17 protein-coding genes are annotated in these 19,685 nt (G+C 52.2%); 11 read left to right on the top strand and 6 right to left on the bottom strand.

The features are described 5' to 3' along the window. Positions 1–2 precede the first annotated feature (2 nt). Positions 3–701, top strand: a complete 699-nt coding sequence (locus tag CHH75_RS14020; RefSeq protein ID WP_095263699.1) for a response regulator transcription factor — start codon at positions 3–5, stop codon at positions 699–701. Further along, entirely contained in the window at positions 698–2,158 is a 1,461-nt protein-coding gene (locus CHH75_RS14015) for a sensor histidine kinase (RefSeq protein ID WP_095398490.1), read from the top strand. The genes CHH75_RS14020 and CHH75_RS14015 overlap by 4 nt, the downstream gene beginning before the upstream one ends. Before the next feature lie 91 nt (positions 2,159–2,249). Here CHH75_RS14015 and CHH75_RS14010 read toward each other — a convergent pair whose 3' ends face one another. Then, positions 2,250–3,464 (bottom strand): glucose-1-phosphate adenylyltransferase, encoded by a 1,215-nt coding sequence (locus CHH75_RS14010; protein ID WP_095398489.1) that lies wholly within the window; start codon positions 3,462–3,464, stop codon positions 2,250–2,252. 217 nt (positions 3,465–3,681) lie between these two features. On the opposite strand from CHH75_RS14010, the gene glgB reads away from it, so the two are divergent. Together glgB and glgA are read left to right on the top strand one after the other, a co-directional pair. Next, the gene (gene glgB / locus CHH75_RS14005; protein WP_095398488.1) at positions 3,682–5,658 is read left to right on the top strand and encodes a 1,4-alpha-glucan branching protein GlgB; all 1,977 of its coding nucleotides are present in this window, start codon (positions 3,682–3,684) and stop codon (positions 5,656–5,658) included. 52 nt (positions 5,659–5,710) lie between these two features. After that, the gene (gene glgA / locus CHH75_RS14000; RefSeq protein WP_095398520.1) at positions 5,711–7,147 is read left to right on the top strand and encodes a glycogen synthase GlgA; all 1,437 of its coding nucleotides are present in this window, start codon (positions 5,711–5,713) and stop codon (positions 7,145–7,147) included. Positions 7,148–7,334: 187 nt separating this feature from the next. Here glgA and CHH75_RS13995 read toward each other — a convergent pair whose 3' ends face one another. Further along, complete coding sequence (locus CHH75_RS13995) at positions 7,335–9,086, bottom strand: alpha-glycosidase (protein ID WP_095398487.1); 1,752 nt, start codon at positions 9,084–9,086, stop codon at positions 7,335–7,337. A gap of 354 nt (positions 9,087–9,440) precedes the next feature. Between CHH75_RS13995 and CHH75_RS13990 the strand changes: the two genes are divergently transcribed. The 3 genes from CHH75_RS13990 (at position 9,441) to CHH75_RS13975 (ending at position 12,777) form a co-directional block, all read left to right on the top strand. After that, on the top strand, positions 9,441–10,883 hold the full coding sequence (locus CHH75_RS13990) for an ABC transporter substrate-binding protein/permease (protein WP_095398486.1): 1,443 nt from the start codon (positions 9,441–9,443) through the stop codon (positions 10,881–10,883). After that, positions 10,870–11,592, top strand: coding sequence for an amino acid ABC transporter ATP-binding protein (locus CHH75_RS13985; RefSeq protein WP_095263705.1), 723 nt, complete (start codon positions 10,870–10,872; stop codon positions 11,590–11,592). The genes CHH75_RS13990 and CHH75_RS13985 overlap by 14 nt, the downstream gene beginning before the upstream one ends. Positions 11,593–11,847: 255 nt before the next feature. Then, positions 11,848–12,777 (top strand): alcohol dehydrogenase catalytic domain-containing protein, encoded by a 930-nt coding sequence (locus CHH75_RS13975; protein ID WP_095263707.1) that lies wholly within the window; start codon positions 11,848–11,850, stop codon positions 12,775–12,777. Positions 12,778–12,798: 21 nt separating this feature from the next. Here the strand turns inward: CHH75_RS13975 and CHH75_RS13970 are convergent, their stop codons facing one another. Beyond that, entirely contained in the window at positions 12,799–13,299 is a 501-nt protein-coding gene (locus tag CHH75_RS13970) for a MarR family transcriptional regulator (RefSeq protein ID WP_095398485.1), read from the bottom strand. Positions 13,300–13,722: 423 nt separating this feature from the next. Here CHH75_RS13970 and CHH75_RS13965 point away from each other — a divergent pair, with 423 nt between their 5' ends. Both CHH75_RS13965 and CHH75_RS13960 read left to right on the top strand, forming a co-directional pair. Further along, entirely contained in the window at positions 13,723–14,751 is a 1,029-nt protein-coding gene (locus tag CHH75_RS13965) for a nitroreductase family protein (protein ID WP_095263709.1), read from the top strand. Positions 14,752–14,903: 152 nt separating this feature from the next. Then, positions 14,904–15,200, top strand: a complete 297-nt coding sequence (locus CHH75_RS13960) for a nitroreductase family protein (protein WP_141235845.1) — start codon at positions 14,904–14,906, stop codon at positions 15,198–15,200. A 74-nt stretch (positions 15,201–15,274) separates the two neighbouring features. Here the strand turns inward: CHH75_RS13960 and CHH75_RS13955 are convergent, their stop codons facing one another. From CHH75_RS13955 to CHH75_RS13945, 3 genes are all read right to left on the bottom strand, one after another. Continuing rightward, complete coding sequence (locus tag CHH75_RS13955; protein ID WP_095263710.1) at positions 15,275–15,718, bottom strand: hypothetical protein; 444 nt, start codon at positions 15,716–15,718, stop codon at positions 15,275–15,277. Between the two features lie 71 nt (positions 15,719–15,789). Further along, positions 15,790–16,467, bottom strand: a complete 678-nt coding sequence (locus CHH75_RS13950) for a DUF1129 family protein (protein WP_095263711.1) — start codon at positions 16,465–16,467, stop codon at positions 15,790–15,792. Continuing rightward, positions 16,433–16,795: a PadR family transcriptional regulator gene (locus tag CHH75_RS13945; RefSeq protein ID WP_095263712.1), complete on the bottom strand. Its 363-nt coding sequence runs from the start codon at positions 16,793–16,795 to the stop codon at positions 16,433–16,435. The genes CHH75_RS13950 and CHH75_RS13945 overlap by 35 nt, the downstream gene beginning before the upstream one ends. Before the next feature lie 369 nt (positions 16,796–17,164). On the opposite strand from CHH75_RS13945, the gene CHH75_RS13940 reads away from it, so the two are divergent. Next, a complete protein-coding gene (locus CHH75_RS13940; protein WP_095263768.1) occupies positions 17,165–18,496 on the top strand; it encodes a UDP-glucose dehydrogenase family protein in 1,332 nt (443 codons plus the stop codon). 44 nt (positions 18,497–18,540) lie between these two features. Continuing rightward, positions 18,541–19,683, top strand: a complete 1,143-nt coding sequence (locus CHH75_RS13935) for a glycosyltransferase family 4 protein (protein ID WP_095263713.1) — start codon at positions 18,541–18,543, stop codon at positions 19,681–19,683. Positions 19,684–19,685 lie beyond the last annotated feature (2 nt).

Genomic DNA, 19,685 nt, shown 5'->3' with positions numbered 1-19,685 from the left:
TCTTGAGTAAAGTGCTCATCCTTGAAGACGAAGAATCGATTCGCAGTTTTATAGTCATCAATCTGAAGCGAAACGGCTTTGATGTGCTGGAGACCGGCAACGGCAACGAAGCGCTGTCGATGCTGCAGTCAACGCCGGATATCGACATTGCACTCCTGGACGTCATGGTGCCGGGCATTGACGGATTTGAAGTGTGCCGCAGAATTCGGGAAACGAACGAACGGCTCGGCATCATCTTCTTGACCGCCAAGGTGCAGGAGCAGGATAAAGTCTATGCGCTGTCCGTCGGCGCTGACGACCATGTCAGCAAGCCGTTCAGCCCGACCGAGCTGATCGCGCGCATCCAGTCGCTGCTGCGCCGGGTCAATGTGCAGCGGGCCGGAGCCGCGAAAGTATCCTTCCAGTCCGGACCGTTCTCGCTGGATCTGATCACCAAGCAGTTCAAGAAGAACGGGAAGCTGATCGAGCTGACGCCAACCGAGTTTTCGCTCGTTCAGTTCTTTTTCGAGAAAGAAAATACGCCGCTTAGCCGGGATGTGCTGCTCGACCATGTGTGGGGCAAGGAATATATGGGCGATCCCAAAATTGTGGATGTGAACATCCGACGGTTGCGTCAAAAAATCGAAGAAAATCCTTCCGAGCCGGAATTTCTCCAGACGGTATGGGGACACGGCTATAAATGGAAGGGTCAGGGACAATGATCAAAAAAGGCATAAAGCGGCAGATTGTGCTGCACTATTTTCTGGTAGTGTTTATGGCGCTGCTGCTGGTTGAGATTATCTTTCTCATCGCGATACGAACATACTATTATGATACGGTATACAATCATATCCAAAACCATATTCGGCTGGCCAACGACTTCTATCAGCCGTTCCGGCTGCCGAATTCGGATAACGTGAATCAGCTGGGAGAAATGTTGAGACATTTCGATCTGGATAATACCGAGCTTCAAATCGTGAATACATCCGGCCGGGTGCTGACCACCTCGACCGGCTTTGACACTCAGCAGACGATTGCGTCCAGTGATTTCACCCAGGCGCTGGCAGGGGACACCAGCCGGTGGGTGGGGCGAGATCCGGGTACGGGGCAGATCGTGATGGCGGTGTCCCAGCTCGTTCAGGGCGGGGAGGATCAATATGTGCTTCGCTATGTCACCTCGCTGGAGAAAATGAACAACAAACTGATGAACATCACGCTATTTGCGATCAGCATCGGTGCGGCAGTACTGGCCACGGTGCTGGCTTTCAGCATCGGTCTGGCGAATTCGATTGTGAAGCCGATCAACAATATAACGACCGTCTCCGCCCAGATGGCGAAGGGGAAATTCGATGTTCGCATCAAGGGCGATTATCGCTATGAACTGGGAGAACTCTCCTCGACGCTGAACTATATGGCACAGGAAATCGTGCGAAGCAATCAGGTGAAGGATGACTTTATCTCATCGATCTCCCACGAGCTTAGAACCCCGCTCACAAGTATTAAAGGGTGGAGCGAGACGTTGAATGTGGGCGGCTACGACCCAGAGGAAACGAAGCTGGGGATGCAGATCATCACGAAGGAAACGGACCGGCTGATCGGTCTTGTGGAGGAGCTGCTGGACTTCGCGAAGCTGCAGCAGAACGAGATGAAGCTTGTCATGAGCAGCGTCAATCTCAAGGAGCTGCTGCAGGAGATTATACTGAACCTGTGGGCCAAGGCCGAGCAGAAAGGGGTCAAAATATTGCTCGAATCGGAGGAAAAGCCGGTCATACACGGCGACGCCAACCGGTTGAAGCAGATTTTCCTCAATATCGTCGACAATGCGGTCAAATTCTCCCACGAGAACGGCGTCATCACGCTATCCTTCACAATGGAGGAGAAGTTTGTGACCGTGACGGTGCGCGACCAAGGCATTGGCATCTCCGAGGAGCATCTCCGGCGCGTGAAGGATCGCTTCTTCCAGGTCAATCCGCTTAATGGCGGAACAGGGCTGGGACTGGCGATTACACAGCAGCTGGTGGAGCTCCACCACGGCTCGATGGAGATGGAGAGCGTCCTCGGCGAAGGAACCTCGGTGATGGTTCGCCTGCCGCTGCCGGAGGGTGAACCTCCCGGGGCGCAGGGCGAAGATGCTGAATTCGGGGCAGAGGCCATGAATCCGCATCATCCGCTCGCGTGAACAACAATAGCATAAGCTCTCCCATCATGAGAAAAAGGGGCATCCCAGGCTGACACAACACCTTGGGATGCCCCTTTCGTATTCATTTGAATCAAGAAGAAGATACGTTGGCGCGAAGCCGTCCTTTCTCGTAAACATCCTGCAGCAGACGCGCAGGCTGTGTGCGCACGGTCGGTTTCGGCAGCACGGTCTCGTATGGACCAACCACGACAACATGGCCGGGTGATCCCTGCACAACCGCACCATCCTTGATCACAGCGCCCTCGCCGATAATGGCATGCTCGATGTGAGCAGCCTTGCCGATTTTGGCGTTTGGCATAACGACGCTGTCCTTCACCAAGGAATATTTGCCGATCTCGGCACCGCAGAAGATGACCGAGCTTCTGGCTTTGCCTTCAAAGGTGCATTGATCGTGGATGAGGCAGTCGGCATAATCCGTCATTCTGGCGCGGGCCGCCGTCGCTCTGGTCAGCCATGGACGTGTGAACATCGGCCAATCCTGACGTTCCAGCACAAGCTCACGTCCTCTCAGGACGTCCATGTGGGCCTCCCACAAGCTCTGAACGGTACCGACATCACGCCAGTAGCCCTGGAAGCGGTAGGCGAGAAGAGGCTCGTTGCCCGCCAGCATTTTCGGAATGACATCCTTCCCGAAATCATGGCTGGACTGCGGATCTTGCGCATCCTCCATCAAATATCGCTTCAAGTAATCCCACCGGAACAAGTATATGCCCATCGAGGCAAGGTTGCTCTCCGGCTCTGCCGGCTTCTCGGCGAATTCGGTAATCGTCAGGGAATCATCCACACTCATGACACCGAATCGGCTCGCATCCTCCCATGGCACTTCCATCACCGAAATGGTGGCCGATGCCCCGCTGTTCTTATGATTATCAAGCATCTGCCTGTAATCCATATGGTAAATGTGATCTCCGGACAACACGAGCACATGCTCCGGATTCTGTTCATCGATATATTTCATATTTTTATAAATAGCATCTGCCGTACCAAGATATTCCTTCTGGTCTGTGTCATACGAAGGCAGCAGTGAAATCCCGTCTCTGCCGCTGCGTGTCAGACCCCAAGGATCGCCTTCCCCGATATGTCTGTGCAGTGAATCTGCCTCATATTGAGTTAATACTCCCACCGTGTCAATGCCGGAATTCACGCAATTGCTGAGAGGAAAATCGATAATCCGGTAATGCCCGCCGAAAGGTACAGCAGGTTTTGCCAGCTTAGAGGTCAGAGGTGCCAATCTCTTGCCTTCACCTCCGGCCAGAAGCATAGCGATGCAGTCTTTTCTCTTCATCACGTTTCCCTCCCAATTTTTTTCAACGTTGATACTTACATAACCGACATGCTCGGGGTTTGAAACGATTATATTGAAATATTGAAATGAAAATTTACACTGCTGTATTGGTGTTTCGTGAGATGGGAAGCAAAAGATGTTTTGTTATTTTCAAGCTGGTTAAAATGGGTTAATAGCATTAATAACTGTAATTTTATGCCGAAGCAGGTGATAAGTATTGAATGCTCAAGAAGTCAGGGAAGGAAGCATAACTCCTGAACAAGTGTACTTATTCCATGAAGGAACTTCATTTCACAGCTATCGCTGGATGGGCGCACACCCTGCAAGGGAAAACGGAGAAGAGGGAGTACGCTTTACCGTCTGGGCCCCCTGCGCAAGGCAGGTCGGGGTCGCAGGGGACTGGAACGGTTGGGACGGCTCGCAAGACACGTTATATAGGATGCCCCAATCCGGGATCTGGAGTCGTTTTTTTCCGGGGCTTCAGGCTGGGAATTTGTACAAATATCACATCACCGACCAGCATGGGGCGTCCTTCCTGAAGGCAGATCCGTATGCTTTTCACGCCGAAGTGAGACCGAATACCGCGTCTGTCGTGACAGATCTAAGCGGGTACAACTGGAACGATGCCGCGTGGCGGCGCAAGCGAAGAGCTCCTTATGCCAAACCGATGAACATCTACGAGCTGCATGTCGGCACATGGCGTCAGAAGGCGGACGGCTCCTTTTATACATATCGTGAGCTGGCTGATTTGCTGGTGCCTTATGTGCTGGAGATGAATTACACCCATGTAGAATTGATGCCGCTTGCCGAGCATCCTTACGATCTGTCCTGGGGCTATCAGGAAACCGGTCTGTATGCCGTGACAAGCCGCTATGGCAGCCCGCATGACTTCATGTATCTGGTCGACCGTCTCCATCAGGCCGGCATCGGGGTGATTCTGGACTGGGTGCCTGCCCACTTTGCCAAGGATGCGCACGGACTCCGCTTGTTTGATGGTTCGCCGCTGTATGAATACGCAGATCCGTTAAAGGCAGAAAAGCCGGGCTGGGGAACGCTTTCTTTTGATTATTCCAAGCCTGAAGTGGTCTCATTCCTCGTCTCAAACGCCATATTCTGGATGGAAATGTATCATATTGACGGTCTGCGGGTGGATGCGGTAACGAGCATGATCCGGCTTGATTTTGAGAAAAGAGAAGGACAGTACATCCGAAACGCGCAGGGAGGTCTTGACAATACGGAAGCGGTCGCCTTTCTGCAAACGTTGAACAAAACGGTGTTTCATTATTACCCGAACGCCTTGATGATGGCCGAGGAATCGAGCGCCTGGCCCGGCGTGACGGCTCCGTCGCATGAGGGCGGTCTGGGCTTCAACTACAAATGGAACATGGGCTGGATGAACGATACGCTGAAGTATATGGAGCTTGATTTCGGGGCCCGGCATGAGAAGCATCACCTGCTGACGTTCCCGATGTGTTACGCCTACTCGGAAAATTTCGCGCTTCCGCTGTCTCATGATGAGGTCGTTCACGGCAAACGCTCGCTCTTGAACAAGATGCCCGGCACCTATGAGCAGAAATTTGCAGGCTTGCGTCTGCTGCTTGGGTACCAGATTACGCAGCCAGGCAAGAAGCTGACCTTCATGGGCGCTGAATTCGGTCAGTTCATCGAGTGGAAGGACCAGGATCAGCTGGATTGGTTTCTGCTCGATTATGACAGCCATCGCCGGCAGCTTGCCTATACCGCGGCGCTGAATAAGCTGTATCAGCAGGAGCGCGCCTTGTGGGAGCTGGATCACAGCTGGGAAGGCTTCGAGTGGATCAACGCAGACAATGCGGAGCAGGGCGTGATTATATATATGAGGAAAGGGAAACGAGCCGGTGACACGCTGATTGTGGTCATCAATTTCCAGCCGCATGCTTATGAGCGGTACCGGATTGGCATGCCGCGCACAGGGGAATATGTCGAGGTGCTGAATTCCGACCACCGCGATTATGGCGGGGAAGGGATGCTGAACCCGAAACCGCTGCATACAGAGAAGCTGTCGTGGCACGATCAGCCATGCAGCGTGGAAATTGCACTTCCGCCGCTTAGCATTGTCATGCTGAAGAAGAAGAGCCCGCAGCGGCGCAGCAGCGCTAAACGGTCTGCGGCACGTCAAGCTTCATCACAGACAGAGAAAACCAAACGACTGTAATCCAATGAAATGGACGGAGGGAGAAGAGAGCATGTCTGAATCCAAAGATAATATGAAGGTGTTGTTTGCCGCTTCGGAGTGTGTGCCGTTTATTAAAACGGGCGGTCTGGCCGATGTGATCGGCGCGCTGCCCAAAGCGCTCCAGGAAGCTGGGGTGGACGTCAGCGTTATCGTGCCGAAGTACCGGGGAATTCCGGAGGAATATCGAAGCCAAATGGAGTTTATTGGCGAGACCAAGGTGCAGATCGGCTGGAGACAGCAGTACTGCGGGGTCAGCCGGATCATTTGGGAAGGGGTGCCGGTCTATTTTGTAGACAATGAATATTACTTCGGGCGAGATGGTATCTATGGCTACATGGATGACGGCGAACGATTCTCCTTCCTGAACCGGGCGATTCTGGACCTGCTGCCGGTTATCGGCCTGAAGCCGGATGTGCTGCATTGTCATGATTGGCATACGGCTATGATTCCGCTGCTGCTGCATGATGGATACCGCCATGATCCTTATTATGCTGAGATTAAAACCGTATTTACGATACATAACCTTCTGTATCAGGGGGTTTATCCGTACGAGGTCCTTGTGGACCTGCTCGGGATTCACAGCCGCCATTTCCATGCGGAAGGCGTGGAGTATTACGGTAATCTGAACTTTATGAAAGCGGGCATCGTCTACGCCGATCATGTGACAACCGTCAGTCCGACTTATGCACGGGAAATCCAAACCGCCTATTACGGCTACGGCCTCGACGGCCTGCTGTCCGCGCAGGGCGAAAGGCTGAGCGGGATTGTGAACGGTATTGATACGAAGAGTTATAATCCGAACCGTGATCCGCATATTGCCGTGAAGTACCGGAGCAGTCTGGATAAAAAAATGCAGAACAAAATCGAGCTTCAGCAGGAGCTGAATCTGCCGGTCGCTCCCCATGTGCCGATGATGGCGATGGTCTCCCGCCTTGTCGATTCGAAAGGGCTGGAACTGGTCATCCGCGTCCTTGACGAGCTGCTGTATTATGATGACATTCAGTTCGTGGTGCTTGGCACGGGCGATCCTTCGTATGAGCACTGGTTCAGGGAAGCAGCCAATCGGTATCCGAACAAAATGTCCGCCCAAATTCGGTTCAGCGAAGGATTATCCCGTCGCTTCTATGCCGGCAGCGATCTGTTCCTGATGCCTTCCAAATTCGAGCCATGCGGCATCAGTCAATTGATTGCGATGCGTTATGGCAGCGTCCCGATCGTAAGAGAGACGGGCGGCCTGAACGATACGGTGCAGCCGTATAACGAATTTACCGGCGAAGGGAACGGCTTCACGTTTGCCGCATACAACGCGCATGACATGATGTATACGATCCGCCGTGCCGCCTCGTTCTACCGCCAGCCGGAGCATTGGCGGAAAGTAAGCAAAAACGCGATGAACGGCGATTACAGCTGGCTCGTATCGGCGGGGCAGTATGTGGATATTTACCGCCGTGTACACAGCATATCGTGACAGAAGGGACAATGGGACTTAAGCGATGATACAGCGATTGTCCTCTAAACGATAAGAATAACGCCCCGGTGACTCCTGCTCAGGCAGAAATCATCGGGGCGTACTTCGTCAAGAAAGGTCTGAAGATTACTTTTGGGAAGTCTCAGTTCATTTAATTTTTGTACCTATACACAGCTGTGAAGGGGAATCAGCTGGACTTCAGCTTGCGGCAAAGGATGCGATATCCGTATGGCTCCAGTTCAATGTGCATCGTGCCGTCCACAGGCTTGACCGGCTCATCTAGGAGAGCATCATACCAATCGGTCGTTACAATGGGATGGGACAAGGTGCGCTTCTCTTCGCTGTTGTTCATCCAGATAATGAAGTGATACTGGTCATCCGCCCGCTCATAGACGATGGATGGATCGTTCCGGTTCGCCTGGAGGAAGCGGAAGCGGCCTTGACGCAGCGCCGGGAAGTTCTTGCGCAGGCTGATCATCATCCGGTAAAAATCGTACAGATCCCGATCCTGCTTCTCCGGGTCCCACTCCATGCACTGTCTGCAGTCCGGATCGCCATCGCCCGACAGCCCGACTTCATCGCCGTAGAAGATACACGGCGTGCCCATAAAGGTGAACAGGAATACCACCGACAGCTTCATCCGCCGCTTGTCCTCGCCAAGCCGGGTGAGCAGCCTTGGGGTGTCATGGCTGCACAGCAGGTTAAATACGACTTCATTCGTCTGCTGCGGATAACGCATCAGCAGCCCGCCGATCTGATTGGCGAAGGTCAGTCCGTCCATATTGCCATTGAAGAATTCGAGCACCTTGTCGGCGAACGGATAGTTCATGACCGAATCGAATTGGTCGCCGAGCAGCCAGTTCAGGGAGTCGGACCACACTTCGCCCACGATGTAGGCGTCCGGGTTGGCGCTCTTGACAATTTGCCGAAACTCCCGCCAGAAATGATGATCAATCTCGTTGGCAACATCGAGCCGCCAGCCGTCCAGCTTGATCTCCTTGATCCAATATTCCGCTACGTCCAGCAGGTACTCTTTCACTTCCGGATTGGCCGTATTAAATTTGGGCATATTGCCAAAGAAGCCGAACGTATCATAGGTAGGGATGCCATCCTTCACTTCACAAGGGAATTTGTTCACATGAAACCAGTCCGCATATTTGGATTGTTCCCCATGCTTCAGCACATCCTGGAACGGAGGGAACTGTTCGCTGCAGTGATTGAACACCGCATCAAGCATGACCCGTATGCCTCTTTCATGGCAAGCGTCGACCACCTGCTTCAGCAGCTCATTGTCGCCGAAATGTGGGTCAACCTGTTTGTAATCAACGGTGTCGTATTTATGGTTGGACGGAGAGCGGAAGAGAGGCGTGAAGTATATCGCGTTGATGCCAAGCTCCACCAGATCGTCAAGATGATCAAGCACCCCTTGCAGATCGCCTCCGAAATAGTTGTCGACTGCAGGCTGCCCGCCCCATTCCTCCGTGCCTGGCGGATCGTTGTCAGGATCGCCATTGGCGAAACGCTCGGTCATAATCTGGTAGAATACCGCTTCCTTGGCCCACTCCGGCACCTTGAATACATCAATTTCATGTATGTAGGGGAACTCGAAGTAACCGGCCGGAGGATGCGGATAATCCCATGTGATGCCGCTGTCGACCATATATACGGTATCCTTGCCATCATGGATGCGGAAGCCGTAGGATAACCGTTTGTATTTGGGGCGAACGGCGCACTCCCAATAATCAAACATTTCATCAGAGGCGGCTTTCTCCATCGTAATCTCGAAGTAGGTTCGCTCCCAATCATACTTGTCACCGGTCATGGCAACCACGGAGTCCACGTCGTTCTTCCTGGTACGGACCCGCAGATGAATGGTAGCGGGATCATAGGCATAGGCCCATTTATCTCTAGGAACATGATATAGCGCTTCAAGCAGCATGGCTTGCACCTCCTGATGTGTTGCAGGACTTTGCAAAATCCTGATTTGACTATTAAATAACCGAGCGACCGGATTAAGAATCAGAGGAACGAATAACTTGACTAGCTCAGCTATTTCGTAAGGCGTGCTGCAACTCTTCTAGACGAGACGCGCTGCTGCTCTCCATAAGATGAAACGGACCGGAGCGGAATATGCACTCCCCAAAAAATGTACTTTTTATGAAAGATTATGAAAAGTGAGCGACTTACATTGCATAATCATGCATCCTGTTTTATAATAGCCCAGTTGTGATTTTTAGGTAAGGATCATGTTAAGTCCTGATGCAATATATTTTAAGAGGAGAAGGTAGCACATATGAGAAACAAACTGACAATAGGGCTGACCTTGTTCATGGCCGTGCTGCTGATGATGGGCAGTATCGTCCAAGCGGAGGGTGAGAAGAAAACGATCATCCTTATAACAAGCGCAGACTATGCACCCTACGAATTTCATAAAGAGATTGACGGTGTCGATACGATTGTAGGCTTTGACATCGAAATTGCGAAGGAAATTGCCAAGGACCTTGGTGCAGAGCTGATTATCAAGGACACGTCCTTTGACGCGCTGCTTCCGGAGCTGACAAGCGGCCGGGTGGATTTTGTCATCTCGGGGATGAACCCGACCGAAGAGCGAAGAAGAAGCATCGACTTCTCCGACCCGTATTATGCCGCTGAGCAATCGGTCATCGTCCGCAAAGGCGAGGAGCATCTGTACAACACGATGGAAGGACTGGAAGGGGCGCGCATCGGTGTGCAGAAGTCCTCGATCCAGGAGAACATCGCCAAGGGGATTCCCGGGGCGAACGTCGTGGCGCTGGATAAAATTCCGGATCTGCTGCTGCAGCTGGAATCGGGCCGGGTGGATGCGGTTCTAGCCGAGTATCCGATTGCCAGAACGAATATGAACGAAGAAACGATGGTCATCACGGACGCCAAGCCGACGGCCGAGAATGATGAATATGCGATCGGTGTCCGCAAAGGCAACCATGAGCTGCTCAGCAGCATCAATCAGACACTGGAACGGCTGAAGAAAGACAACCTCATTGAGAAATTTGTCGATGAGGCCAGTGACCTCGCGGCCGGACGGACCAAGGACAGTCTGAATATGTTCGAGTTCTTCTGGAAATACCGCGACTATTATATGAAGGGTATTCAGTTCACATTGCTGATCTCTGCACTCGGCGTTGTGTTCGGTTTCATCCTCGGGCTGTTCATCGCCCTGATGCGCATGTCGAAGGTGAAAGTCGTGAAGCTGCTTGCGACTACCTATATAGAAGTTGTGCGCGGCACACCGATGCTGGTGCAGCTGTTCATTATCCATTACAGCCTATCGGCATTCAACATTACCTTTACGCCAATCCAGTCCGGTATCCTTACCCTGTCCTTGAACAGTGCCGCCTATCTCGCGGAAATCTTCCGGGCAGGTATTCAGGGCGTAGACCGCGGTCAGCTGGAAGCGGCCCGCTCGCTCGGCATGACGAAACGGCAGGCGATGCGCCATATTGTACTGCCGCAGGCGATCAAGGGCATACTGCCGGCAATCGGCAACGAATTTGTTGTCATCATTAAGGAATCTTCGATTGTATCCTTTATCGGGGTATATGACATTATGTATCAGGCCCAGATCCTGCGCGGTTCGACCTTTGCGCCTCTAAATCCGCTGCTGGTGGCCGCTATGATCTACTTTATTCTGACATTCGTGCTTTCGAAGCTGCTCGGTGTCTGGGAAAGGAAGTTGAGCGCAAGTGATAACCGTTAAAAATCTCCATAAATCGTTTGGCAAGCTGGATATTTTGAAAGGGATCGATGTTGAAATCGCCCAGGGGGAAGTTGTCGTTGTGATCGGTCCGAGCGGTTCGGGAAAAAGTACGTTTCTGCGCTGCCTGAACCTGCTTGAGCAGCCGACGAGCGGGGAGATTATGTTCGAAGGCGAGCTGATTACCGCCAAAAATCACAACATCAATGCGACGCGCGAGAAAATGGGCATGGTGTTTCAGCAGTTCAATCTGTTCCCGCATAAAAGCGTGCTGGACAACATTACGCTGGCGCCGATGCAGGTGAAGGGCACGAGCCGCCAGGACGCGGTCGTGATTGCCGAGGATCTGCTGAAACGGGTAGGCCTTCTGGACAAGAAGGACGCCTATCCATCGCAGCTGTCCGGTGGACAGAAGCAGCGGATTGCGATTGCGCGTGCGCTGGCGATGCAGCCGCATGTCATGCTGTTCGATGAGCCTACATCAGCACTGGATCCGGAAATGGTGGGCGAGGTGCTTGAGGTTATGAAGAAGCTGGCTGAGGGCGGGATGACGATGGTGATCGTCACGCATGAAATGGGCTTTGCGCGCGAGGTTGGCGATCGCATCCTGTTTATGGATGGTGGCAAAATCGTCGAAGAAGGCGAGCCGGAGGCATTGTTCGGCCAGCCGCAACATCCGCGGACGCAGGAGTTTTTGAGCAAGGTGCTGTAAGGAAACAGTAATTCGTGAAGCATGCCCGGATGGCGGTATATGAGCTGGAAAGTCAGCTGATATACCGCTTTTATGTTATTGGCTTCATTCCTGTCATTGGCAGGAGGTTGTTGGTTTATGTCGAATTAGAGTGGTGTAAGTATCTGTGCGTGCAAGTTGTAGGTAAGCGCGAGGTGGGGATTGAAACGGCTAGGAGCGGGCAAGTACGAAGGGGCCACGCTACGACGAATACATAACCGAAGGGCGGCTGGAAACATGGAGCAACAAAGGCTTGTACTGCTTGAAGCGGGAAAACTGCAGTGGATGCGTAAGCCATTGCCTGAGCTTTCGAAGGACGAGGTGCTCGTTAAAACGATGGCCGGGTCCATCAGCATCGGAGCGGAAATCGCACAATATCGGGGGCATCATGCCGTGGATTCGCAATCCAGCTATCCGAAAGAGACGGGATATGAAAGCTACGGTGAAGTGATCGCGGTTGGCGAAGCGGTCCGTTCGCTAAACGTTGGCGACCGCGTCGTCGCCTTCTACGGCCATAAAGATTATGAAAGGGTGAAGGAGCACAAAGCCATCCGCGTGCCGCCAGGCATTGAGGCTGCCGATGCATTGCTCGTCATATTGTCGTGCGACGCCGCCAAGGGCGTGCTGAAACTTCAGCCTAAAGAGAATGATCGCGTGCTGATTACCGGCATGGGAACGATGGGGCTATTAACCCTTCATTTCCTGAAGGCATATCAGAATGTCCGGCATGTCGATGTCCTGGAGCCGAATCGTTCCAGAGGAAGGATGGCGGCTCGATTGGGGGCGTCCAATGTGTTCCATGATCCGGAGGAATGTCTTGCGGATCGGTATGATTATGGCTTCGAATGTTCGGCCTACAACCGCGCTTTTGCCACGCTGCAGCGAGCGTTGGTGAAGGAGGGGCATATTTGTATTCTGTCCGACGGAAATCGAGATGAATTTGTGTTGCAGCCGGCGTTTTATGAGAAGGAGCTGCGAATTGTCGGTTCAAGTGATGGCTGGGATTATCAAAAGCATGCCGAGTGGTATTTTGCCAATTTCAAGTTGCATGATTCCACGCTGCGTGACCTGTATGAAATGAAAATCAGCAGCCAGCAGCTTATTCCGTGTTTTGAAGCGCTGGGCAATGGAACCCAGCATCCGTTAAAGGTGCTGGTAGAGTATTGATCGGCCGTTCCGCAGCTACGCTTATTGGCTTCCTTTCATGAAGCCGTCTTTATGATGGTCGATCATGAACTGGAGAAATTTGATCACTGCTTGAAGCTCTGATTCCGAAAAAGAGTCCATGAATTCGATAAACCGTTGTTCCATCATCTGGTGCAGGATCGCATGGACTTCATAAATGTGCCTTCCCTTCGGGGTCAGGCTGTAGTACACCTCTTTCTTGTTGTCCTTCAATTGACTTCGCTTAATAAATCCTTCCTTAAGCAGATGGGTGCAGATCTTCGTAATGCTGGCCTTGGATAAATTCATCTTCTCTGCAATATTCGTATTGTTGATCGGCTCATGGTTGCCGATGCAGTCCAGGACGTGGACGCTTGTGACGTTGCTTGGATATGAGCTGATCCCATGCTGCCTTGCAAGATCAGCAAACTCCTCAATTTCGACAGCGGAAATGGGATCGGTGATATGTGTGAAATGGAGAAAACGTTCATACAGCAAACGCTTGATTCCTTCAGGTGCGCTCATGGGGCTGGGCTCCTTTTATTAGAAGTAAAGAGCGGAGGGCTCGTCCACTCCGTCTGCTCTTGTATTGTTTGGATGTAAACTAATATATCACAATCAAGTTGAACACTCAATTTCGCTTGCTAAACCTCCTGTGATCATCAAACGGTCCTTTTTTTATAAGACTTTTGAATTACTGGTGCTGTATTCCCACAGATATGACCAACCCGGAAAATGATTTGACACGTGATCATTGACAGTATTATAGTTTACTTATAAACAAAAACAGAGAAGGGACCTAGGACTGGAAAGGGGAAGCCTCGATTATAGGTTGATTCAACGCTGTTTTCATCGACGCTTTTATATAGGGGATCATCCGTTTTATGCCGTCATGATGATTATCTATTTTGTTTACTACGTAACAATGTGATGAAGGAGGGGTCAGGAATGGTTGCAGCCATAACGATAAAGGAACGAAGATCCATTCGGAAATACAATGAGACGCCGGTCGCGCAAGAGCTCGTCATCTCGTTACTGAAGGAGGCGGCGAGCTTATACGAAGCCGAGGGGGCGGCACCTTGCTGGCGCTGCATCTATTACGGGACAGAAGCATCCCGCCTCAGGCTTGCTGAGAGCATGGTCGCTAAAGTGAGGGAAAGCGGTCTTGGCAAACTTATTCCGGCGAAAATGGTCGATATGATCACCAAACAAGCGATGGATGTTCCTGTTCAGCTGATCTTTATTGCGGAGCCGGGGGAGAATGAACGGGCGCGAGATGAACATTATGCCGCGGTATGCAGCATCATGCAGAACCTTCAATTGCTCGGCTGGGAGCAGGGGCTCGGCATGTTCTGGTACACGGATCCAATGGTATATGGCGCGTCTTTTTACAAGGAGATCGGTTTGCAGGACGGGGAAAGGTTGGCTGGCATCTTGAACATGGGTTACTTTGACAAAATACCGAGAGCCCGGAGAAGAACACCCGCGGAGAAGAAATGGACCGAAATCGGCGGGGGAATGAGAGGGTCGGCCGTTCGAGCGAATCAAGCCCGGATCTCCTCGGCAGCGGTACTGGAGGTGTTGAATGAGGCGGTATGGGCGCCGAACGATGGGATGCGAGAGCCGTGGCGCTTTATCTATGTGAGCGAAGGCGATACAGCCGCCGAATGGCGAGCATCTTCCGCAAGCAACGCGGAGGCGTTCCTGGTCGTGGTGGCGAAAGAGGAAGCGGATCTGCACAAACAGGAAGAGGACTACGCAGCCGTGTGCTGCTTGATTCAGAACTTTCAATTGCTGGCCAAGTACAGGCAATGGCCGGTACGGCGCAGCATCCCGGCATGGACATATGATGAGCTGTGGTGCAAGCGGCTGGGAGTATTGCCGCAGGAGCGAATTGTTGCGGTGCTGGAGCTTGGGGGAGAAGGTGAGACGATATCCGGAGCCGAGGCTACTGACTTACGCATCTCCTATCGCTGATCGGTTGACCTTCCCGGGCAACTGCTGCCCATCAAGCGTTGTGCTTCTCAAGCTGCCCCGCTCCTCCATCCGTGTGAAGGACGGAGCGGGTAGTTTCTTTCTGGCAAGCCTAGGAGTGATCGCACGGGATGTGATGATCGGGCTCCAGCCCTTTGACCCGATATCTCATCATTGACGACCCGAAACTTCGAGCGGCGTTTCTGCCGGGCGCTTACCATCAACAACAGGTGGTGGAGGCTTCGGCGTTAATTGTTATGCTGGCCAAGGAAGCGGGGGTAGACACAATCACGATGTCCGGCTTCGATTCGGGGAAATTGAAAGAGGTGTTAAATATTTCGGACCGCTATTTGGATGTCATGCTGATCGCTATTGGTAAAGGCATAAAGGACGGCCATCCGACGGTACGGCACCCTGTAGAGCGGATCATGCATCGGAATGCGATCATGTAATTACAGCAGGGCAAGTGAAAGGAATAACGGTGCGCACAGCCCCTGCATTTCGATGCAGGGGCTTGCCGCCCGGCTCAGTGACGAGGGTTAGTCTTGCTCGTTATCTTGGCTGCTCCTGCCTGCAGCAGGCTCTGCACCGCCAAAAACAGCAGCGCGCCTGGAATCCCGTAATACATGAAACCGAACTGCGAGATTGAAAGGGAAACGGCCAGGCCCCCAATCAAGCCGATCACTGCATACGAGAAAATCATCACAATCGCCTTCTTCACACCGGTCCACCTGGCATATCCTTTCATGCGCTGATCGAGCCATAAGGATACAATGGCGCCAAAGATAAAGAACAGGAAGAAGGCAGGGGGGAACAGAATCGCAAACATACCTCCAAAGGAATAATATGCAACCTCGGCCGCCCTTTCATCCGGCGGCGTGTAACTGTACCATGCCAGCCCGGCACTGGTTAGCACAGATGAAATGGCAGCGGCGCTGATCTTGATCATCGGACGGACGTATAAGCTCATCTCTGCGGCTCCTTTCCATTATGGATCATGATGAGTGGCTGTTTCATTGGGTAGAAGGCGGCTAAGGCCGCTCATTTCTTCTTCGTTAGCCACTGGCCAGCCCCATAGAGTACAGCACCAATTCCTATTAACCAGTATACAGGAATCACGACACGCGGAGTTCCGAATGAAGGCATGAAGTAAAGGCCGGCAACGAACAGACCGAATGCACCCCCGCCAACGAGGAAGGCGATGGCGATTTCCTTCCATTTATGGATCTTGCGAAACGCGGACCAGCGAATGTATGCGAACAGCCCGTAAATAAATAGACAGCCCAGAAGAAGCGAAGCAATGACGCCTACCGCCAAGCTTCCCGTGTGGAACTCATACACCGATTTCCCCAGATTGAAGCCGTAGCCAAGAATGGTCGATAGCAGCCCGGTGGTAAAGAAAAAGATACCGAGAAAGGTAAAGCCGCCGATGGCCACCAGCTTCAACATTTCCTTGGGCAGGGCTGTCGGGAGTTCGCCGACAATTTCCTGGGCATACGCCTTCGGGTCATTGCCGAACACTTCCTCTGCCGTACGGCCATTCTGCTGCGCTTCGAGCAGATGGTCCAGCACCTCCATCAGAATTTCTTCGGTCTCTTGCTCAGACCTATTAAATGAAGTCCGAATGTAGATCAGCAGGCCGGTATAATACTTTTCGTTCTCCTCGTTCAGCAGCTCGCGCTTTCTATTGTTTTCCTCGATCAGATCTTTGGTGTGCATGTGCTCCTCCTCCTTTTTGCATCAGTTCATCGACAGGGCCTTTGAGCGCATCCCAATGCATCCTAAATTGTTGCAGCGCTTCTTCGCCTTTATCTGTCAAAGTGTAATACTTCCGGTTGGGCCCGCTGGGCGATTCTCGCATCTCGCCAACAATCAGCTGTTCCTTCTGCAGACGTAGCAATATCGGATAAATCGAGCCTTCGCTAACCTCGATCCGCATATCCCGGAGTTTCATCGTCAGTTCATAGCCATATATCGTTTCCTTGGATATGACAGCGAGAATGCACCCTTCCAGAATGCCCTTTAATAACTGGCTTCGCACCGACAACTTATTCACCTACCTTGTATAACCATATAGTGGCGAAAATAAAAAGGCACTCTGGCCTTCATCGGGGGCATGAGCCCTCCCAAGTAACTTGCATAACCAGGTAGCTGGTTCGTGAACAGCTACCTTGCATCGCAAAGTAGCTTGTGTCTACTTTAACAAAATGCGGATTGTATTTCAAGTAGGAATATGGATCTCATGTTTATATCAAATAAATTTCCAACATTCGTAAAATTTTAGTTAAAGCCGGGATTTATAAATTTTATGAAAGCCGTACAGTCCCTTAATATTCGCTTGATACACTAAACGCAAAGGGCGACCAGGAGGATGGATGGCATCCATCAAGTCCTGAATGAAATGGAGGAGGGCCGCATGCAAATAACCGTGGTTGGAACTGGCTATGTTGGTTTAGTGACCGGCGTGACCTTCGCAGAGATCGGTCATGAAGTTATTTGTACAGATGTCGACAGCGCGAAAATCATGAAGCTTAGCAGGGGAGAAGTGCCGTTCTACGAGCCTGGACTCCAGCAGCTGATGGTTCGCAACTTACAGAATGGGCGTCTTCGCTTTACCACCGACACGACAGACGCATATCGCTTTCGGGATGTCATCTGTATAGCGGTCGGAACGCCATCCAGGCCGGACGGAGCTGTGGATGTGAGCTACATCGAGCAGGCGGTGCTCGAAGTCGCCAAAGCGATTGAGCAGTACACCGTCATTGTGGTCAAAAGCACCGTGCCGGTCGGAACGAATGAACAGGTGCGAGCGATGGTTCAGCAGCACACAAACTGCCCGTTTGACATCGTATCCAACCCTGAATTTCTGCGGGAAGGCTCGGCGATTCACGATATCTATCACGGGGACCGGATCGTCATTGGTGCGGACAGCGACCGCGCCGCAGACATCGTTACCGAGCTGCACAAGCCGTTTGGAACGCCGGTCTTTCGCACCGATCCTCGAAGCGCGGAGCTGATTAAATACGCCTCGAATGCTTTTCTGGCAACGAAGATCAGCTACATTAACGAGATGGCGAATTTATGCGAGAAGCTGGGGGCCAATGTGGATGCAGTCGCCCATGGAATGGGGCTTGATCGGCGGATCGGTTCACCATTTTTACAGGCGGGCCTTGGTTATGGCGGCTCTTGTTTTCCGAAGGATATCAGAGCGCTGCTGCATATGGCAGAGTCTGCGCAGTCCGAGCTGCAGCTGCTGCGGGCTGTAAGTATAGTGAATGAGCAGCGCCCATATGTGGTGCTGGATAAATTGAAACAGCGATTCTCCTCCCTGCGCAATCTTCGGGTGGCTATCCTTGGCCTCAGCTTCAAACCGAATACCGATGACATCCGGGAGGCTGTATCGCTAGTCATGATGAAGGAGCTGCTTAAGGCTGGCGCCTCGCTCATCGTGTATGATCCGATCGTGAATCAGGCCAAAGGAAATCCGGTTCTCGAAAGCGCACGGTTTGCAGGCAGCATGAAGGAGGCGCTGGACTGGGCGGAAGCGAGCATTATCGTTACGGAATGGGATGAAATCCGTAGTTTTCCACTACTTCAATATAACCAGGAGACGTTGAAGGAAACGATTATCTTTGATGGGCGCAATTGCTACGCTTTAGCGGAAGCTGAACGGGCAGGGGTGGAGTATTACTCCATTGGCCGCCCTGCCGTCAATGAGCGGCAGCCGAGTCACCTGTTGCATTCATGAGGACAGCAGGCAATGATGCGATCACGGATAAAAGGAGTGAAAAGATGCGAATCGCGATTTTTTCAGACACATATGCCCCGGAGGTGAATGGGGTAGCCCGCACGCTGAAGCGCTACACCAATTATCTGGATACGAAAGGCATTGCGTATCGCTTATTCGTCCCGGAAGGTCGAACTCCAGTACCGAAGGTGCCTCATATTGAACGGTTTATGAGCATCCCGTTTCTGCTGTATCCGGATTGCCGCTTGGCGATTCCGAACCCGATTCACATTCGGCAGACACTCGATGAGTTCAAGCCGACCTTGATACATGTTGCAACGCCTTTTAACTTGGGCCTGTTCGGTCTCCATTATGGGAAGAAACATCAAATTCCGATGGTTGCGTCCTATCACACGCACTTTGATGATTATTTGGCCTATTATCACGCTACGTTTCTGACCAAGTGGATCTGGAAGTATCTACAGTGGTTTCACCAGCCCTTCGATCGGGTTTATGTGCCTTCGGAGAGCACACGCGAGAAGCTGCTAAGCCGGAATTTCCATCCTTCCATCGACATCTGGGGCAGGGGAGTGAACCACCACTTTTATTCACCGGCCAAACAATCGCGGAGCGTCAGGGAGATATACAATATCAAGGAGAAAAACATCCTGCTCTACGTAGGGCGGGTAGCGCCCGAGAAAGATGTGCATATTGTGCTGGAGACGTTCCATGCTTTGCCAGAGCATGTTAAGCAGGAGACGCATCTCTTGATCGTGGGCAACGGTCCGTTGTTCCAGACGCTGTCGGCCAAGGAGCACCCGCAAATTACTTGGACCGGTTTTCTGGAAGGGGAAGCCTTGTCCAAGGTATATGCCTCGGCTGATCTGTTCCTGTTTCCTTCCCCGACTGAGACCTTCGGGAACGTTGTGCTGGAGGCCCAGTCGTCGGGCTTGCCGGTGATCGGGGCCAAGGCGGGAGGCGTGCAGCATTTGGTCACACATGGCGTGAACGGTTTCTTATGTGAAGCGAAGCATACGGAATCTTTCGCCAACTATACGAGCCTGCTGCTGGAGCAGGAAAGCCTCCGCCGCACCTTTGCGGAGAAATCCCGGGCATTTGCCTTGACATTGTCATGGAATGAAATTTTCGACAAACTCATCAACAGCTTCTTGCAAATTGCCAACCGGAAGCAGGAAATTTCGGCTTAGGA

Origin of the sequence: Paenibacillus sp. 7541, assembly GCF_002276395.1 — a bacterium.
Taxonomy (GTDB): Bacteria; Bacillota; Bacilli; order Paenibacillales; family Paenibacillaceae; genus Paenibacillus_AQ; species Paenibacillus_AQ campinasensis.
Note: the sequence above shows the minus strand (reverse complement) of the source record. Positions and strands in the feature narration are given on the sequence as shown.